Here is a 14,084-nt window from a genome sequence, read left to right as displayed (position 1 = left end):
GCAGATGCACCATTCCAAATCGCTCCGCGGCACGCGGCTGACCCTGCTGGCGGGCTGCGCGGCGCTGGGGCTCGCGGCATGCGACCGCCAGCCGCTCGATTTCGACCTGCGCGGCATTGGCGGCGGCTTCAGCACCGCGCCCGCCGCCACCGCCGCGCTGGCCGAGCGACCGGAACCGGACGACCGCGGGGTGATCTCCTATCCGAATTACCAGGTCGCGGTGGCGCGGCGCGGCGACACGCTGGCCGATGTCGCGGGGCGGATCGGCGCCAATACCGGCGAGCTGGCACGCTACAACGGCATCGATGCCGATGCACGGCTGCGCAAGGGCGAGATCGTCGCCCTGCCCCGCCGGGTGTCGGAGCCCTCTCCGGCGACCGGAGCCGCTTCCACCGGACCGATCCAGCCGGTCGATATCTCGAGCCTTGCGGGCAATGCCATCGACCGTTCCCCGGCGACGCCGGGGGTGCAGACCAGCGCCCTGCCCGCCGCCAATGCGACGCCGCGCGCCGCCCCGGCGCCTGCGCCGAGCGCGCAGAGCGGCAAGGAGCCGGTGCGCCACCGGGTCGAGCGCGGCGAGACCGCCTATACCGTGGCGCGGCTCTATGACGTGCCCGTGACGGCCCTGGCGGAATGGAACGGCCTCGGCTCGGACTTCTCGATCCGCGAAGGGCAGTTCCTGCTGATCCCGGTGCCCGAGCAGAGCCCGCCGCGGCGAAACCCCGCCGCCAGCGCCACTCCGGCGCCGAGCACGCAGCCTGTCCCGAGGGAGGTCGCGGCCAGCACGCCGACCCCGGCACCGGCCCCTGCCCCCGCGCCGACATTGCCCGAGGCCACCACCATGCCCGGCGTCGGCAGCCCGACCCCGACCCCGCCGTCCGCGGCCAAGCCGCTGCCCAAGGACGACACGGCCCGCCCCCTGCCCGCCGCCAGCACCCCGAAGAAACCGGTCGCCGACATCGGTCCGACGACCGAGCCGGTGAGCTCCGGCAAGCTCGCCGCGCCGGTGCAGGGCGCCATCATCCGTGGCTATGCCAAGGGCAAGAACGAGGGCATCAACATCAAGGCCGGGGCCGGTGCCCCGGTGCAGGCCGCCGACAACGGCACTGTCGCCGCGATCACCAACAGCGCCGAAGGCGTGCCGATCGTGGTGATTCGCCATGACGACAACCTGCTGACCGTCTATGCCAATGTCACCGGCGTGGCGGTCAAGAAGGGCGATCCCGTCCGCCGGGGCCAGCAGATCGCGAAGCTGCGCGACGGTGACGATTCCTACGTGCATTTCGAAGTGCGCAAGGGTTTCGACAGCGTCGATCCGGCGCCCTATCTGCAATAGATCCCTTGCGTCGGGCCGCGCGCAGTTGGACAGCGGCCCGCCAAATTCCTGAAATTTCCCCGATGCGGCCACATTTCGCGCCGACCTGCCGCAGAACTGCCGGGTTTTCCCGCTAGCACGGTACCAGACGCAACCCAGCGATTGGACCGCCCGTGCCCATCTTTTACGGTTATACCAACACCATCTTCGGCCATCAGAGCAGCCTCAACGGCGCCCGCGTGGATTACCGCTATGAGCCCACGGGCACCTGGCGCTACAGCGGCGGAACGACCAGTTTCTCCGTGCGCGAAGTGGCGCCGGGCGCGACGCAGTTCAACGGCGACCCGCAGAACGAGCGGATCGACGCGGACCGGCAGATCGGCGGCTCGGGCGAACAGACCATCGAGATCGACGGCATCGACCGGCAGGCGATCTGGGATTACACCTTCACCGTCACCGACGGATCTGAGACCTGGCGCGTCGCGGTGATCGATGTCGATCTCGACAACGACGACATCATCGAGGCCGGGCAGGAGAATGGCTATTACCTGGTCTTTCCCGACGGCATGCCGCCCGCCGATACCAACCTGCGTGTGAGCGGCGTGGTGGAGAACGACAGCATGACCCCGCATCGCGAGCTCGGGGCCCGGGTGGTCTGTTTCGCGGCCGGGACGATGATCGATTGCGCCGATGGCCCCCGCCCGGTCGAGACCATCGCGCAGGGCGATCTGGTGCTGACCCGTGACGGCGGGCTGCAACCGGTGGTCTGGGCGGCGCACACCATCGTCGCGGCGCAGGGGGATCTCGCCCCGATCGTGATCCGCAAGGGCGTGCTCGGCAATCACGCCGATCTCGTGGTCTCGCCCCAGCACGCGATCCTGCTCGATGACTGGCGGGCCGAGTTGTTCTTCGCGCAGGAGGAGGTGCTGATCCGCGCCGTCGATCTGATCGGCCATGACGGGGTCTATCGCCGCGTCGGCGGGCGTGTAAGCTATCACCACCTGCTGCTTGACGCGCATCACCTGCTGCGCTCGGAAGGACAATGGAGCGAGAGCCTCTATCCCGGTGACATGACCCGCCAGAACGTGAACCCGGCCGCGCGTCGCGAGATCGAGACGCTGTTTCCCGATCTGGCCGCCTATGGGCCGCGCGCCGCGCCCTGCCTGCGCGGCTATGAGGCGAAAAGTCTCGGCAATGCTAGAGCGTGACGCCGTGACGGCCCGCCAGATCGACGAAATATTGCCAGGCGACCCGGCCTGATCGCGCCCCGCGTGTTGCCTGCCATTCGATCGCCTCGGCCTGCAACGTCGCCTCGTCGATCTCGACCCCATGCGCGTCGCAATAGCCGCGGATCATCGCCAGATACTGCGCCTGATCGCAGGGGTGGAACCCGAGCCAGAGTCCGAAACGATCGGAAAGCGAAACCTTCTCCTCCACCGCCTCTGACGGGTTGATCGCCGAGCCGCGTTCGTTCTCGATCATGTCACGCGGCATCAGGTGGCGACGGTTCGACGTGGCATAGAGCACGACATTCTCCGGCCGTCCCTCGATCCCGCCGTCGAGCACCGCTTTCAGCGATTTGTAATGGGCGTCGTCGTGACCGAAACTCAGATCGTCGCAGAACAGGATGAACCGCTGCTGGGCATTGCGCAGCAATCCCAGCAGGCGACCGACCGATGGCAGATCCTCGCGCTGCAATTCGACGATGCGCAGCGCCGGATGGCTGGTCTGAACATGCGCATGTATCGCCTTGACGAGGCTAGATTTACCCATCCCCCGTGCGCCCCAGAGCAAGGCGTTGTTGGCACCCAGCCCGGCGGCGAATTGCCGGGTGTTGGCAAGCAGCGTATCGCGCGCCCGATCGATGCCGACCAGAAGATCGAGATCGACCCGGCTGACCTCTGCCACGGGCGAGAGCCGGTCCGGCTCGGTGTGCCAGACAAAGGCGCTCGCGGCGTCGAAATCCGGAGCCGCCAGCGGCGCCGGAGACATCCGCTCCAGCGCCGCGGCAATGCGGTTCAAGGCAACTTCACTCATTTCGGCGCGTCATCCTCGAACTCGGCCAGCAGAGCTTCGTCCTCGTCGTCGAAATAGCCTTCGGCGCGCAGTTTCTCGTCGCGCTTGGTCTCGACCCGGCGGACCAGGAAGATCGAGATCTCATAGAGCCCGTAGACCACGACGAAGAGGATCACCTGGGTGATCACATCCGGCGGCGTGACCAGAGCGGCGAGCACCAGGATCGCCACCACGGCATATTTTCGCACGTTGCCGAGCCCTTCGGAACTGACCAGCCCGGCCTTGCCCATCAGCGTCAGGAGCACCGGAAGCTGGAAACACAGGCCGAAGGCGACGATGAACTTGATCGTCAGGCTGAGATATTCCTGCGCCGAGCCCTGGAAGGCGATGGCGGCGATACCGCCACCGTCGAGCTCGCCCTCGCCGACCAGCGTCCCGGCCTGCTGGAAACCGAGGAAGAAGTCGAAGGCCAGCGGCGTGACGACGTAAAAGGCGAAGGCCGCGCCGAGGAAGAACATCACCGGCGAGGAGATCAGGAAGGGCAGGAAGGCGCCCTTCTCGTTCTTGTAAAGGCCCGGCGCCACGAAGCGCCAGAGCTGGTAGCTGATATAGGGAAAGCCGAGCACCAGGCCGCCGAGCAGCGAGATCGAGATCGCCACGAAGAAACCTTCCTGCAGCTTGATCAGGATCAGCCCGCAATCCTCTTGGCCGCGTTCGGCCATGGCCTGGCAGAGCGGATGGGTGAGGAAGTTGAAGATCGGGTTCCACACCGTGAAACAGATCACCATGCCGATGATGAAGGCGATCACCGAATGGATGAGCCGCGTGCGCAGCTCGGCCAGATGCTCGATCAGCGGCGCGGCGCTGTCGTCGATATCGTCAGAGGCGCTCATGTCTCACTCTTCTTCGCGACCGGTTTTTTCGCAGCCGGTTTGCTGGGTTTGGGCGTTGGCGCAGCGGCAGTCTTGCTTGCTGTCTTACCCGCAGTGACCTTCGGCGCAGCGGCTTTTTTCGCAGATGCGGGCTTGGGCGCGGCAGCTTTGGCAGCAGGCCTTGCCGCTTTTGCACTCGTCGCCGGAGCGGTTTTTTTCGCAGTCGCAGTCGCAGGCGTGTCAGTGGCAGGTGTCGTTGCCGCCGCTGCAGGCGTCAGCGCCGCCTCGGCCTCTTCGGCCTTCGCCAGCGCCTCGCTTGCCTCGCGCTGCTTGCGCTCGGCGGCCTTGCGCGCGGTCGCGGCTTGGATCTTCTTGGTGTCCTCGGCCCTTGCGGCGGCAAGCTTGCTTGTCTCGCTCTCCGGGTCGATATCTGTCAGCGATTTCGCCGCCGATTTTACCCCGTCCATGGCGCTGCCAAGCGGGTTGGTCGCGGATTTCAGCGACTTGTTGAGGCTCGAGGACATCTCCCGCATGCCGCTCTCATCGGCGGCGTCGTTCATCGCCTGTGAGAATTCGCGTGCCATGCCCTTCGCCTTGCCGACGAATTGCCCGACCCGGCGAAACAGCACGGGCAGATCCTTCGGCCCCACCACGATCAACGCGACGATGCCGATGACCAAAAGCTCGGTCCAGCCCATATCGAACATAGGGGTTACACCTGATCCTTGTCGGTCTTCAGGTTGGTCTTCGGATGCGTGCCGATGTCGGTATGCTCCGGCAGGTCGGCGTCATGCACTTCGCCGATGTTCCGGGTCTGGGTCTCGTCGAGATCGCGCTCGCCTTCGCTGATGCCCTTCTTGAAGCTCGTGATGCCCTTGCCGACCTCACCCATCAGCGACGAGATCTTGCCGCGTCCGAAAAGAACCAGCACCACCACCGCGATCAGCAGCAGACCCGGCAGGCCAATATTGTTCAACATGTGTTCTCTCCCGATCATGTCCTTGCGCGCGAAGCCCGCGCGTCTTCGACCCCGTTCTAAGCGCAGCAGGCAATGGGGCGAAAGGCCAAAGCGGCGCTTGTTGGGTCTGTGCGGGCCTCCCGAAGGCATTTCTGACAGGGGGGATCGTTAAACTGACAGCTTTTTGGCAGGAGCTTGCGCGCGCCGATCTGTCATGGCACAAGCGGCCATGCGCCGCTCCGACCGCCTCTTTGCCCTGCTTGACAGTCTCGGCGATCATGAGATCCACCGCGCCAGCGATCTTGCCGCGCGCCATGGCGTCTCGCTGCGCACGCTCTATCGCGATATCGACAGGTTGCAGCGCGCCGGTGTGCCGGTCAGCGGCACGCGCGGCCTCGGCTATCGTCTGGCCCCGGCGCTGACCCTGCCTCCCCTGACGCTTCAGGAAGACGAGGTGGAGGCGCTGCAGCTCGCATTGGCCATCGTGCTGCAGATCCCCGATCCGGAGATGCAGGCCGCCGCCGCGAGCCTCACAGACAAGATCGACGCCGCCCTGCCCGAACGCACCCTTCCCGACGACGACGCCTGGCAGCGCATCGCGCATCCCTTCGCCGATCCGGGACGCGGCCTGGCGCATCTGCCGGTGCTGCGCGCCGCGATCCGGGCCCGGCAGAAGTTGCGGATCGTCCATACGGCGCAGAGCGGCGCGGTCGAGAGCCATGTGCTGCATCCGCACAGGCTCGAGCATCAGGCGAGAACCTGGCTGCTCAGCGGCTATTCGGAGACCGGCGAAACCATGCTGCGCCTGCGGCTCGACCTAATCGAGACCGCCGAGCCGCTGCCGGAACTATTCGTCTGAACGGCGGTTCGCCCTGTCCGCGAAGCGATTCAGCCCCGGCGCAGGGACCAACCCTGCTGTGGCGGAAGGAAGGCCTCGACACTGGCCTGGGCGATGACGATCGGCTCGCCATTGGTGCGCACGTTGAGCCCGCCGAACACGGCACGGACCTCGGCCCGGCCACGCGGAAGCCGCGATACCAGCGCATCGACATCGACCTTGTCGGGTTCCTGCACCGCTACCGTCACGCTGACCCGCATCTGGTCGTGCGCCATGCCGGTCACCGCGAAGAGCGGCAGCGAGGAATGGCGCAGCGCGTCCTCGATGGCGCGTTCGGCGGCCTTGGTGTAATCCATGCCATGCAGGTCATTGCCCATGCCCATCTCGATGATCAGCCGTTGATCGCCCGCCTGCTCAGCCATCGGCCCGCTCCATGTCAAATCCGACCGACAGCGCGACATTGGCCATCACGGTCGGCTTGCCCTGCCCCTCGGGACGCCCCACATCGAGCCCGCCCCGCGTCACGTTGACGTCGACATTGCCGTAGGGAAACAACGCCTTGAGTACTTCTGGATCGACCTCCTCGGGCCTCTGCACGCCGACATCGAGCCGGATCCGCATGTCACTCTTCCCGAACCCGAAGAGCTCGGCGAGGTTGATCGAATTGTGCCACAGTGCATCCTGCACCGCGCGTTTCGCGGCCTCGGTATAGTCGGCCCGCCGCAGCGATGACCCCATGCCGAATTCTACCAGCAACGTCTGCATTTATGTCTCCCTCAATGCACCGGAAAAACAAAGCACCGGTCGCGGCGGATCGTCAACCACATCACCGCGCCGGGCTGGGGCAGGAAGACATTGGGCACCGTCGCCTTCAGCACGCTGCCGTCATGATCCATGACGAATTCCACCAGGCTCTCGTTGCCCATGAACCGCGCCCGCGCCACCACGCCGCGCGCCGCCGTGCCATCGCTCGCGGTCGGCGCCGGCCCCTTGCCCGCGCGGTCGAAATCGATCCGCACATGTTGCGGACGGAACACGATATCGACGAGCGTGCCATCCGGCACACCGGGCGCGAGGAACCGTCCGAACGGGGTCTGGGCCAGAGCGCCGGTCACAGTGGCGCGCAAGACATTGGCATCGCTGAAGAATGCGACCGAGGCGCGGTCGTGGGGCCTGGTATAGACATTGTAGGGCGCGCCCTGCTGGACGATCTTTCCCTCGCGCATCAGCGCGATCTCGTCAGCCATGCGCATCGCCTCGTCGGGCTCATGGGTGACCAGCAGCACCGCGGTATCCTCTTCCTTGAGAATGCTCAGCGTCTCGTCGCGAATCCCGTCGCGCAGCCGGTTGTCGAGCCCCGAAAAAGGCTCGTCCATCAGCATGATCCGCGGCCGCGGCGCCAGCGCGCGGGCCAGTGCCACGCGCTGCTGCTCGCCGCCCGAAAGCTGGTGCGGATAGCCGTCGATGAAGCGCTTGAGATCCACCCGTTCGAGCAATTCCTCGATCCGCGCGCGGCGCTCGGCCTTGCTGCCGTTCTTCAGCCCGAAACCGACATTGTCGGCGACGCTGAGATGCGGGAACAGGGCGAAATCCTGAAACATCAGCCCGATCTCGCGCCGCTCGGGCGGCACCCGCAGCACCGTGTCGCAGATCAGCTTGCCATCGACATGGATGGTGCCGCTGTCCTGCATCTCGACCCCGGCGATCATCCGCAACGTCGTGGATTTTCCGCAGCCCGAAGGGCCGAGCAGGCAGGTCACCTGCCCCGGCTGGATCTGCAGGGACACGCCATCGACCACCGCACGGCCACCGTAGCTGCGCCTGAGATCCTTGATTTCGAGCCTGGGGGCGGAATCTGTCATGAGGCGGGATGTATCCGATAAAATAACTCGGAAAGCAGCTATCAGCCCCGCCGCGCGCCCGCAAGCACCGCCGCGAAACCGATGCAAAGCACCGCGATGCAGATCACCAGCAATTGCTCATATTTATGGCCCTGAGGCAGCAGCGCAGCGAACAGCTCCCAGTCGCGACCCAGATAGGTCAGCGCGCCGATTATCGCCGCTGCGAAGGCCAGCAGATAGGACCAGAGCGGCACCGCGCGCCCCAAGATCAGCCCGACTAGCAACACCGGGGTGAGAAACATTGACGCCGTGCCCGAGACGGCAACCGCATCGAACAGCGTCGCGTTGCCCCAGAGCGTCAAGGCGCCGCCGATCGTCATGAACAGTACCATGACCACCCGCCCGCCATTGAGCGTGCGCGGCGCCAGCGCCAGTTCCTCGACCATCAGCCGCGCCGACGAGGCCAGCGCGGAATCCAGCGTGCTGAGCGCCGAGACCAGAAGCGAGACCATCAGCGCGAGAAACAGCCAGGGCGGGAACATCAGACCCCATGTACCGATCAGCTCGCCCTCGAAACCCGCCCCGGTCAGGCTCGCCTGAATGCCGAACAACCCGAAACCGAGAATGCAGAGGGTCGAGATCCAGAAGGCATGGTGGAACGAGGCGCGCGTCCGCGCCGGATCGGCGAGAAAGCCGCGGTCCATCATCACCGGATCATGCGCCGGATAGGAAAACACCTGCAACAGCGCCACCGCCAGCAAGATCCAACCGTTGTAAGGCCCCGCTGCCCCCGGCGCGGTCAGCACCGCCCGCAGATCGAAGCCCGGCGCGGCGATCAACGCCACAAAGGCGGCCCCGAAGACCAGCAGAAACACCAGCATCTGCAACACATCGGTCCGCAGCGCCGCCGAGAGCCCGCCCCAGGCGGAATAGGCCAGCCCGATGATCGCCACCGCGAGGATCGCCAGCCTGCCACTGCCCGGCAGCAGCGCCTCGAAGATCAGCCCGACCACCAGCAGATTGGCAAAGACCTCCGACAGCAGACGCAAGCCCACAACGATATTGTAACACCCGCTTCCTACCGTGCCGAAACGCGCGCCGAGCCAGTCCTGCACCGAACGCGCACCATTGGCGCGCAAATGCGCGACGATGAAACCGCCGGTCAGGAAGGAGAGGTAATAGGCCGCATAGGCCAGCGTGCCGACAAAGCCGTAATAATAGCCCAGAATGGCCGCGTTCATCAGGCTGCGGGCGAAGATCCAGGTGGTTACCTGGCTCAGCACCAGCACCCACAATCCCGGTGCGCTGCCGTCGTGCCCGGCCCCGCCAAAGAACCCCTCGACACTGGCGCGGCGCGGCGCCGCGAGCAAGCTCGCGATGACGATTGCGGCGAAAACGCCGATCAGAATAATGGCCTGCATCCCTGTCCCCTTGTCCGGTTCGGGACAGGCTAGGGACAGGGATGCGGCCCCGCCACGGGCTCAACGAAGTTGTGACCGCCCGCGAGCGGGGCGTGGGTCAGATGGTGATATTGGTGGCCCCGCCATCGATCAGCAGGTTCTGCCCGACGATGAACCCGGCATATTGCGAGCACAGGAAAGCGCAGGCCGCGCCAAACTCGGAGCGCGTGCCATAACGCCCGGCGGGAATACCGGCAGCGCGCTCGGCGCGGGCCTCTTCCAGCGTCACACCCTTGGCGTTGACCACAGCGGCATCGAGCGAATCAGCGCGATCGGTGGCGTGGATGCCGGGCAGCAGGTTGTTGATCGTCACCCCCTTGCCCGCCACCTGACGCGCGGTGCCCGCCACGTAGCCGGTGAGCCCCGCACGGGCGCAGTTGGACAGGCCGAGCACGGCGATCGGCGCGCGCACGGATTGCGAGGTGATATTGACCACCCGCCCCCAGCCGCGCTCCATCATCCCCGGCACCAGCGCCCTCATCAATGCGATCGGCGCCAGCATATTCGCATCGAGCGCCTTGATGAAATCCTCGCGCTGCCAATCCTGCCAGGTCCCCGGCGGCGGGCCGCCGGCGTTGTTGACCAGGATATCGACCTCTCCGGCAGTCTCGATCAGCAGTTTCTGCCCGTCTTCGCTGGCCACATCCGCCGCCACGGTGATCACCTCGACCGCGTATTCCTGACGGATATGTTCGGCCGATGCCTCCAGCGCCTCGGTACCGCGCGCGTTCATCACGAGGTTGACCCCGGCCGCGGCCAGTGCCTCGGCGCAGCCCAGCCCCAGCCCTTTCGATGCGGCACAGACCAGCGCGGTCCTGCCCTTGATTCCCAGATCCATCGGATGATTCCCCCTTGTCATTCGCCGAAGATCTAGCATGTGTGCGCGCCAAGACCAGCACCCGGTTAATATCGCGCCGCCTCGGCCTGCGCCCAGATGGCGCCATAATCCTGCATTATCGATCCGCTAAAACCGACGAACGACCCTCACGGAGCCCCACATGACCGCCTTCCGCCCCGCCCCGGCCCAGAACCTCCCGGTCTACCTGGCGGCCGACTTCATCGCCACGGACGGGGCCAATATGGGCGACAGCCTGTCCTTCGCCGCCGAGCTGGTGCTCGATGACGTCTATGAAAGGGCGGGCGATGCCCGGATGCGGCGCCTGTCGCTGCTCTCTCCCGATGCCGATCATTTTCGCATCGCCGAGGATACCGGTCACGGCACGCCGGGGGCCCGGCTGCATCTGGACAGCGCGCTCACCTTCATGTCACCGGACGGGCAGATCAACGAGGCACTGCTGCTGGTCGAGCTCGATGACGCGGGCCATGCCCTGCAGACCTACCTGCTGCCGCTCACCCATCTGCGCAGCCAGACCGAATACCGACTGGTGGGCATCGATGCGCGCGCCGCACGGCGCAGGTTCGGCGAGGTCGCCTGCGTCTCCTTCACCCGCGGCACCGCGATCACCATGGGATCCGGCGAACAGCGCCTGATCGAGACCCTGCAGGTGGGCGACCGGCTTCTGACCCGCGACGACGGGGTGCAGGAGATCCGCTGGATCGGCCAGACCACCCTGCGCGCGGTCGGCGATTTCGCCCCGATCCGGATCCGCGCGGGCACGCTCAACAACGAGAACGACCTGATCGTCAGCCCCGATCACCGGCTGTTCATCTACCAGCGCGAAGACGCGCTCGGCGCCGGGCGCCCGGAATTGCTGGTCAAGGCCCGCCACCTGGTCAACGGCGAGGATATCACCGTGCAGGACGGCGGATTCGTGGATTACTTCCAGCTGCTCTTTGACGGTCACCAGATCATCTATGCCGAGGGCATCGCCGCTGAATCGATGCTGATCGACCCGCGCACCCGCGCGCTCCTGCCCGCGGATCTTTCGGCGCGGATGGGCAGGCTGATCCCCGGCCATTCCGATCAGCCCCATGCCGGGCTCGATGTCGATCCACATCTGCTCGACCGTCCCGACGCCGCCGACCTCCTGCGCCGCGCCAGCCGCCGCTGAGCGCCCGTTTCTTTATGCCGAAAATACTCCGGGGGTCCGGGGGCTGGCCCCCGTTTCCCCTGCCCGCGTTGCACGCCCCCGTCGCTTGACGCGGCGCCCGTCAGCCGCGCTTGCGCCGCCCAACAGGCGCGGATATATGCCCCTCATGTTGGACAATGCCAAGAACCGCCCCGATCTGCCCGCCGAAATCGCGCGCCGCCGCACTTTCGCGATCATCTCGCATCCCGATGCGGGCAAGACCACCCTGACCGAGAAGTTCCTGCTTTTCGGCGGGGCGATCCAGATGGCCGGACAGGTACGCGCCAAGGGCGAGGCGCGGCGCACCCGATCCGATTTCATGGCGATGGAAAAGGACCGCGGCATTTCCGTCTCGGCCTCGGCGATGTCCTTCGATTTCAGGGAGTATCGCTTCAACCTCGTCGACACGCCCGGGCACAGCGATTTCTCCGAAGACACCTATCGCACCCTGACGGCGGTGGATGCCGCGGTGATGGTGATCGACGGGGCAAAGGGAGTGGAAAGCCAGACCCAGAAGCTGTTCGAGGTCTGCCGGATGCGCGACCTGCCGATCCTGACCTTCTGTAACAAGATGGACCGCGAGAGCCGCGATGTCTTCGAGATCATCGACGAAATCCAGCAGAACCTCGCCATCGACGTCACCCCGGCCTCCTGGCCCATCGGGGTCGGGCGCGATTTCCTCGGCTGTTATGACATCCTGCGCGACCGGCTCGAGTTGATGGACCGCGCCGACCGCAACAAGGTCGCCGAAAGCATCGAGATCAACGGGCTCGACGATCCGAAGCTTGCCGAACATGTCCCGCCCCAGCTGCTCGAGAAGCTGCGCGAGGATCTCGAGATGGTCCGCGAGCTGATGCCGCCGCTCGACATCGAGCTGATGGCCGAGGGCTCCCTGACGCCGATCTGGTTCGGTTCGGCGATCAATTCCTTCGGGGTCAAGGAGCTGATGGAGGGGATCGCAAGGTTCGGTCCCGAGCCGCAGATCCAGTCCGCCGAGCCGCGCCAGATCCTGCCCGAGGAAAACAAGGTGGCGGGCTTCGTCTTCAAGGTGCAGGCCAACATGGACCCTAAGCACCGCGACCGGGTCGCCTTCGTGCGGCTCGCCTCCGGGCATTTCCAGCGCGGCATGAAACTGACCCATGTGCGCACCCGCAAGCCGATGTCGATCACCAACCCGGTGATGTTCCTCGCCTCGGACCGCGAGCTGGCCGAGGAGGCCTGGGCCGGGGATATCATCGGCATCCCGAACCACGGCCAGCTGCGCATCGGTGACACGCTGACCGAGGGCGAGGCGATACGGGTGACCGGCATTCCCTCCTTCGCGCCGGAACTGCTGCAGGGCGTGCGCGCCGGCGATCCGCTAAAGTCCAAACATCTGGAAAAGGCGCTGATGCAATTCGCCGAGGAAGGCGCCGCCAAGGTCTTCAAGCCGTCGATCGGCTCGGGCTTCGTCGTCGGTGTGGTCGGGCAGCTGCAATTCGAGGTGCTGGCCAGCCGGATCGAGCTGGAATACGGGCTGCCGGTACGGTTTGAGCCTTCGCAATTCGCATCGGCGCGCTGGGTCAACGGCGCGAGACCGGCGGTCGAGAAATTCATCGACACCAACAAGCAGCATATCGCCTATGACCATGATGGCGACATCGTCTATCTGACGCGGCTGCAATGGGATATCGACCGGGTCGAGCGCGATTATCCCGAGGTGCGGCTGACCGCGACCAAGGAAATGATGGTCTGACGCGCGGGCTTGACCTTCGCCCGCGCACGGCGATGCTGGGTCGCGACCCGGCCGGAGCCCGACCAAGATGACCACCTGGGGCCTCTGCGCCACGATCCTCGCCCCGACGCATGATATCCTGCGGTTCGCCGCGCATCACCTCGAGGCCGGGGCGCAGCGGCTTTATCTCTATCTTGACGCGCCCAACCTCGAGGCTCTCGCGGCACTGAAGGCCCATCCGAAGATCAGGGTGATGGAATGCGACGCGCTGCATTGGCAGCGGCTCTGCGGCAGGCGTCCGCGCAAACATCAGGTGCGCCAGAGCCTCAACGCCACCCATGCCTATCACCGCCGCGCCGAAGTCGATTGGCTCATCCACATGGATGTCGATGAGTTCCTCGTGTGTCAGCGCCTGGTCGGCGATTGCCTCGCCGACATCCCCGCCTCGCAGCGACTCGTACGAATCCGCCCGATGGAATCACTTGTCGGTGGCGCGGGCAGCTACAAGGCCTTCATCCCCAATGGACCGCGCCGCCGCCTGCTGGTGGAGGAAATCTATCCGACCTATGGACGTTACCTGACCGGCGGTTTTCTCAGCCATCTGGCAGGCAAGGTGTTCCTGCGCAGCGGCCTGCCCGATGTCCGCCTGCAGATCCACAATGGCTTTCAGGGGGATGAAATGATCCCCGGCCCCGAGCAGCATGACGAGATCGCGCTGGCCCATCATCACGCCGATGATTGGGACCATTTCGCCGCCGCCTTTCGCTATCGCCTCGCCAAAGGCTCCTATCGCGCCGAATTGGGGGATCCTGACCGGACCGGCGGGCTGAGCCTGCATCAGCTCCTGTCGCATCTGGAGGCCGAAGAGGGCGATTGCGGGCTGCAGCATTTTTTCGAGGAAGTCTGCACCGACCGGCCCGCATTGCGCGCCCGGCTCGAACGTCACGGGCTCTATCGGCAGGCCGATCTGGCCCTCGCGGCCTCGCTCGCCCGACATTTCCCCGACCAAGCCTCTGAGTTCGCATCTGTTTGACCATTCC

The 14,084-nt window shown here is 65.7% G+C and carries 15 protein-coding genes; 6 read left to right on the top strand and 9 right to left on the bottom strand.

Annotated elements, in window-relative coordinates:
• Positions 1–4: 4 nt before the first annotated feature.
• Both ACFSUD_RS03505 and ACFSUD_RS03500 read left to right on the top strand, forming a co-directional pair.
• Positions 5–1,336, top strand: a complete 1,332-nt coding sequence (locus ACFSUD_RS03505) for a peptidoglycan DD-metalloendopeptidase family protein (RefSeq protein WP_386371871.1) — start codon at positions 5–7, stop codon at positions 1,334–1,336.
• A gap of 152 nt (positions 1,337–1,488) precedes the next feature.
• Positions 1,489–2,523: a Hint domain-containing protein gene (locus ACFSUD_RS03500; protein ID WP_386371514.1), complete on the top strand. Its 1,035-nt coding sequence runs from the start codon at positions 1,489–1,491 to the stop codon at positions 2,521–2,523.
• Here the strand turns inward: ACFSUD_RS03500 and ACFSUD_RS03495 are convergent.
• The 4 genes from ACFSUD_RS03495 to ACFSUD_RS03480 are packed head-to-tail and all read right to left on the bottom strand — an operon-like array spanning position 2,513 to position 5,182.
• Entirely contained in the window at positions 2,513–3,352 is an 840-nt protein-coding gene (locus ACFSUD_RS03495) for an ATP-binding protein (protein ID WP_386371512.1), read from the bottom strand. The two genes, ACFSUD_RS03500 and ACFSUD_RS03495, sit on opposite strands and share 11 nt — an antisense overlap.
• Positions 3,349–4,224: a twin-arginine translocase subunit TatC gene (gene tatC / locus ACFSUD_RS03490; RefSeq protein ID WP_386371510.1), complete on the bottom strand. Its 876-nt coding sequence runs from the start codon at positions 4,222–4,224 to the stop codon at positions 3,349–3,351. The genes ACFSUD_RS03495 and tatC overlap by 4 nt, the downstream gene beginning before the upstream one ends.
• Positions 4,221–4,910 (bottom strand): Sec-independent protein translocase protein TatB, encoded by a 690-nt coding sequence (gene tatB, locus ACFSUD_RS03485; protein WP_386371508.1) that lies wholly within the window; start codon positions 4,908–4,910, stop codon positions 4,221–4,223. Before tatB ends, tatC begins: the two co-directional genes overlap by 4 nt.
• Before the next feature lie 5 nt (positions 4,911–4,915).
• A complete protein-coding gene (locus ACFSUD_RS03480) occupies positions 4,916–5,182 on the bottom strand; it encodes a twin-arginine translocase TatA/TatE family subunit (RefSeq protein ID WP_386371506.1) in 267 nt (88 codons plus the stop codon).
• Between the two features lie 193 nt (positions 5,183–5,375).
• Here ACFSUD_RS03480 and ACFSUD_RS03475 point away from each other — a divergent pair, with 193 nt between their 5' ends.
• Positions 5,376–6,020: a helix-turn-helix transcriptional regulator gene (locus tag ACFSUD_RS03475; RefSeq protein WP_386371504.1), complete on the top strand. Its 645-nt coding sequence runs from the start codon at positions 5,376–5,378 to the stop codon at positions 6,018–6,020.
• 29 nt (positions 6,021–6,049) lie between these two features.
• On the opposite strand, the gene ACFSUD_RS03470 is transcribed toward ACFSUD_RS03475, so the two are convergent.
• From ACFSUD_RS03470 to ACFSUD_RS03450, 5 genes are all read right to left on the bottom strand, one after another.
• On the bottom strand, positions 6,050–6,421 hold the full coding sequence (locus tag ACFSUD_RS03470) for a Lin0512 family protein (RefSeq protein ID WP_386371503.1): 372 nt from the start codon (positions 6,419–6,421) through the stop codon (positions 6,050–6,052).
• Complete coding sequence (locus ACFSUD_RS03465) at positions 6,414–6,764, bottom strand: Lin0512 family protein (RefSeq protein ID WP_386371501.1); 351 nt, start codon at positions 6,762–6,764, stop codon at positions 6,414–6,416. Before ACFSUD_RS03465 ends, ACFSUD_RS03470 begins: the two co-directional genes overlap by 8 nt.
• Positions 6,765–6,775: 11 nt before the next feature.
• Complete coding sequence (locus tag ACFSUD_RS03460; RefSeq protein ID WP_386371499.1) at positions 6,776–7,861, bottom strand: ABC transporter ATP-binding protein; 1,086 nt, start codon at positions 7,859–7,861, stop codon at positions 6,776–6,778.
• Between the two features lie 41 nt (positions 7,862–7,902).
• Positions 7,903–9,261 (bottom strand): sodium:proline symporter, encoded by a 1,359-nt coding sequence (locus tag ACFSUD_RS03455; protein WP_386371497.1) that lies wholly within the window; start codon positions 9,259–9,261, stop codon positions 7,903–7,905.
• A gap of 97 nt (positions 9,262–9,358) precedes the next feature.
• The gene (locus ACFSUD_RS03450; protein ID WP_386371495.1) at positions 9,359–10,138 is read right to left on the bottom strand and encodes an SDR family oxidoreductase; all 780 of its coding nucleotides are present in this window, start codon (positions 10,136–10,138) and stop codon (positions 9,359–9,361) included.
• A gap of 160 nt (positions 10,139–10,298) precedes the next feature.
• Here ACFSUD_RS03450 and ACFSUD_RS03445 point away from each other — a divergent pair, with 160 nt between their 5' ends.
• The 3 genes from ACFSUD_RS03445 (at position 10,299) to ACFSUD_RS03435 (ending at position 14,077) form a co-directional block, all read left to right on the top strand.
• Entirely contained in the window at positions 10,299–11,312 is a 1,014-nt protein-coding gene (locus ACFSUD_RS03445) for a Hint domain-containing protein (protein WP_386371493.1), read from the top strand.
• 145 nt (positions 11,313–11,457) lie between these two features.
• Positions 11,458–13,065 carry a peptide chain release factor 3 gene (locus ACFSUD_RS03440; protein WP_386371869.1) on the top strand — a complete coding sequence of 536 codons (1,608 nt, stop codon included), beginning with the start codon at positions 11,458–11,460 and terminating at the stop codon, positions 13,063–13,065.
• Positions 13,066–13,132: 67 nt separating this feature from the next.
• The gene (locus ACFSUD_RS03435; protein WP_386371491.1) at positions 13,133–14,077 is read left to right on the top strand and encodes a glycosyltransferase family 2 protein; all 945 of its coding nucleotides are present in this window, start codon (positions 13,133–13,135) and stop codon (positions 14,075–14,077) included.
• Positions 14,078–14,084: the final 7 nt, after the last annotated feature.

Source organism: Sulfitobacter aestuarii (assembly GCF_042685005.1).
GTDB lineage: Bacteria > Pseudomonadota > Alphaproteobacteria > Rhodobacterales > Rhodobacteraceae > Sulfitobacter > Sulfitobacter aestuarii.
This window is presented reverse-complemented; position numbering and strand designations above follow the sequence as displayed.

What these genes read in the sequence shown, in the direction of transcription:
- ACFSUD_RS03505 (WP_386371871.1), top strand. Translation starts at nt 5, where the DNA reads ATGCACCATTCCAAATCGCTCCGCGGCACGCGGCTGACCCTGCTGGCG.
- ACFSUD_RS03495 (WP_386371512.1), bottom strand. Translation starts at nt 3,352, where the DNA reads ATGAGTGAAGTTGCCTTGAACCGCATTGCCGCGGCGCTGGAGCGGATG.
- tatC (WP_386371510.1), bottom strand. Translation starts at nt 4,224, where the DNA reads ATGAGCGCCTCTGACGATATCGACGACAGCGCCGCGCCGCTGATCGAG.
- tatB (WP_386371508.1), bottom strand. Translation starts at nt 4,910, where the DNA reads ATGTTCGATATGGGCTGGACCGAGCTTTTGGTCATCGGCATCGTCGCG.
- ACFSUD_RS03480 (WP_386371506.1), bottom strand. Translation starts at nt 5,182, where the DNA reads ATGTTGAACAATATTGGCCTGCCGGGTCTGCTGCTGATCGCGGTGGTG.
- ACFSUD_RS03475 (WP_386371504.1), top strand. Translation starts at nt 5,376, where the DNA reads ATGGCACAAGCGGCCATGCGCCGCTCCGACCGCCTCTTTGCCCTGCTT.
- ACFSUD_RS03470 (WP_386371503.1), bottom strand. Translation starts at nt 6,421, where the DNA reads ATGGCTGAGCAGGCGGGCGATCAACGGCTGATCATCGAGATGGGCATG.
- ACFSUD_RS03465 (WP_386371501.1), bottom strand. Translation starts at nt 6,764, where the DNA reads ATGCAGACGTTGCTGGTAGAATTCGGCATGGGGTCATCGCTGCGGCGG.
- ACFSUD_RS03460 (WP_386371499.1), bottom strand. Translation starts at nt 7,861, where the DNA reads ATGACAGATTCCGCCCCCAGGCTCGAAATCAAGGATCTCAGGCGCAGC.
- ACFSUD_RS03455 (WP_386371497.1), bottom strand. Translation starts at nt 9,261, where the DNA reads ATGCAGGCCATTATTCTGATCGGCGTTTTCGCCGCAATCGTCATCGCG.
- ACFSUD_RS03450 (WP_386371495.1), bottom strand. Translation starts at nt 10,138, where the DNA reads ATGGATCTGGGAATCAAGGGCAGGACCGCGCTGGTCTGTGCCGCATCG.
- ACFSUD_RS03445 (WP_386371493.1), top strand. Translation starts at nt 10,299, where the DNA reads ATGACCGCCTTCCGCCCCGCCCCGGCCCAGAACCTCCCGGTCTACCTG.
- ACFSUD_RS03440 (WP_386371869.1), top strand. Translation starts at nt 11,458, where the DNA reads ATGTTGGACAATGCCAAGAACCGCCCCGATCTGCCCGCCGAAATCGCG.
- ACFSUD_RS03435 (WP_386371491.1), top strand. Translation starts at nt 13,133, where the DNA reads ATGACCACCTGGGGCCTCTGCGCCACGATCCTCGCCCCGACGCATGAT.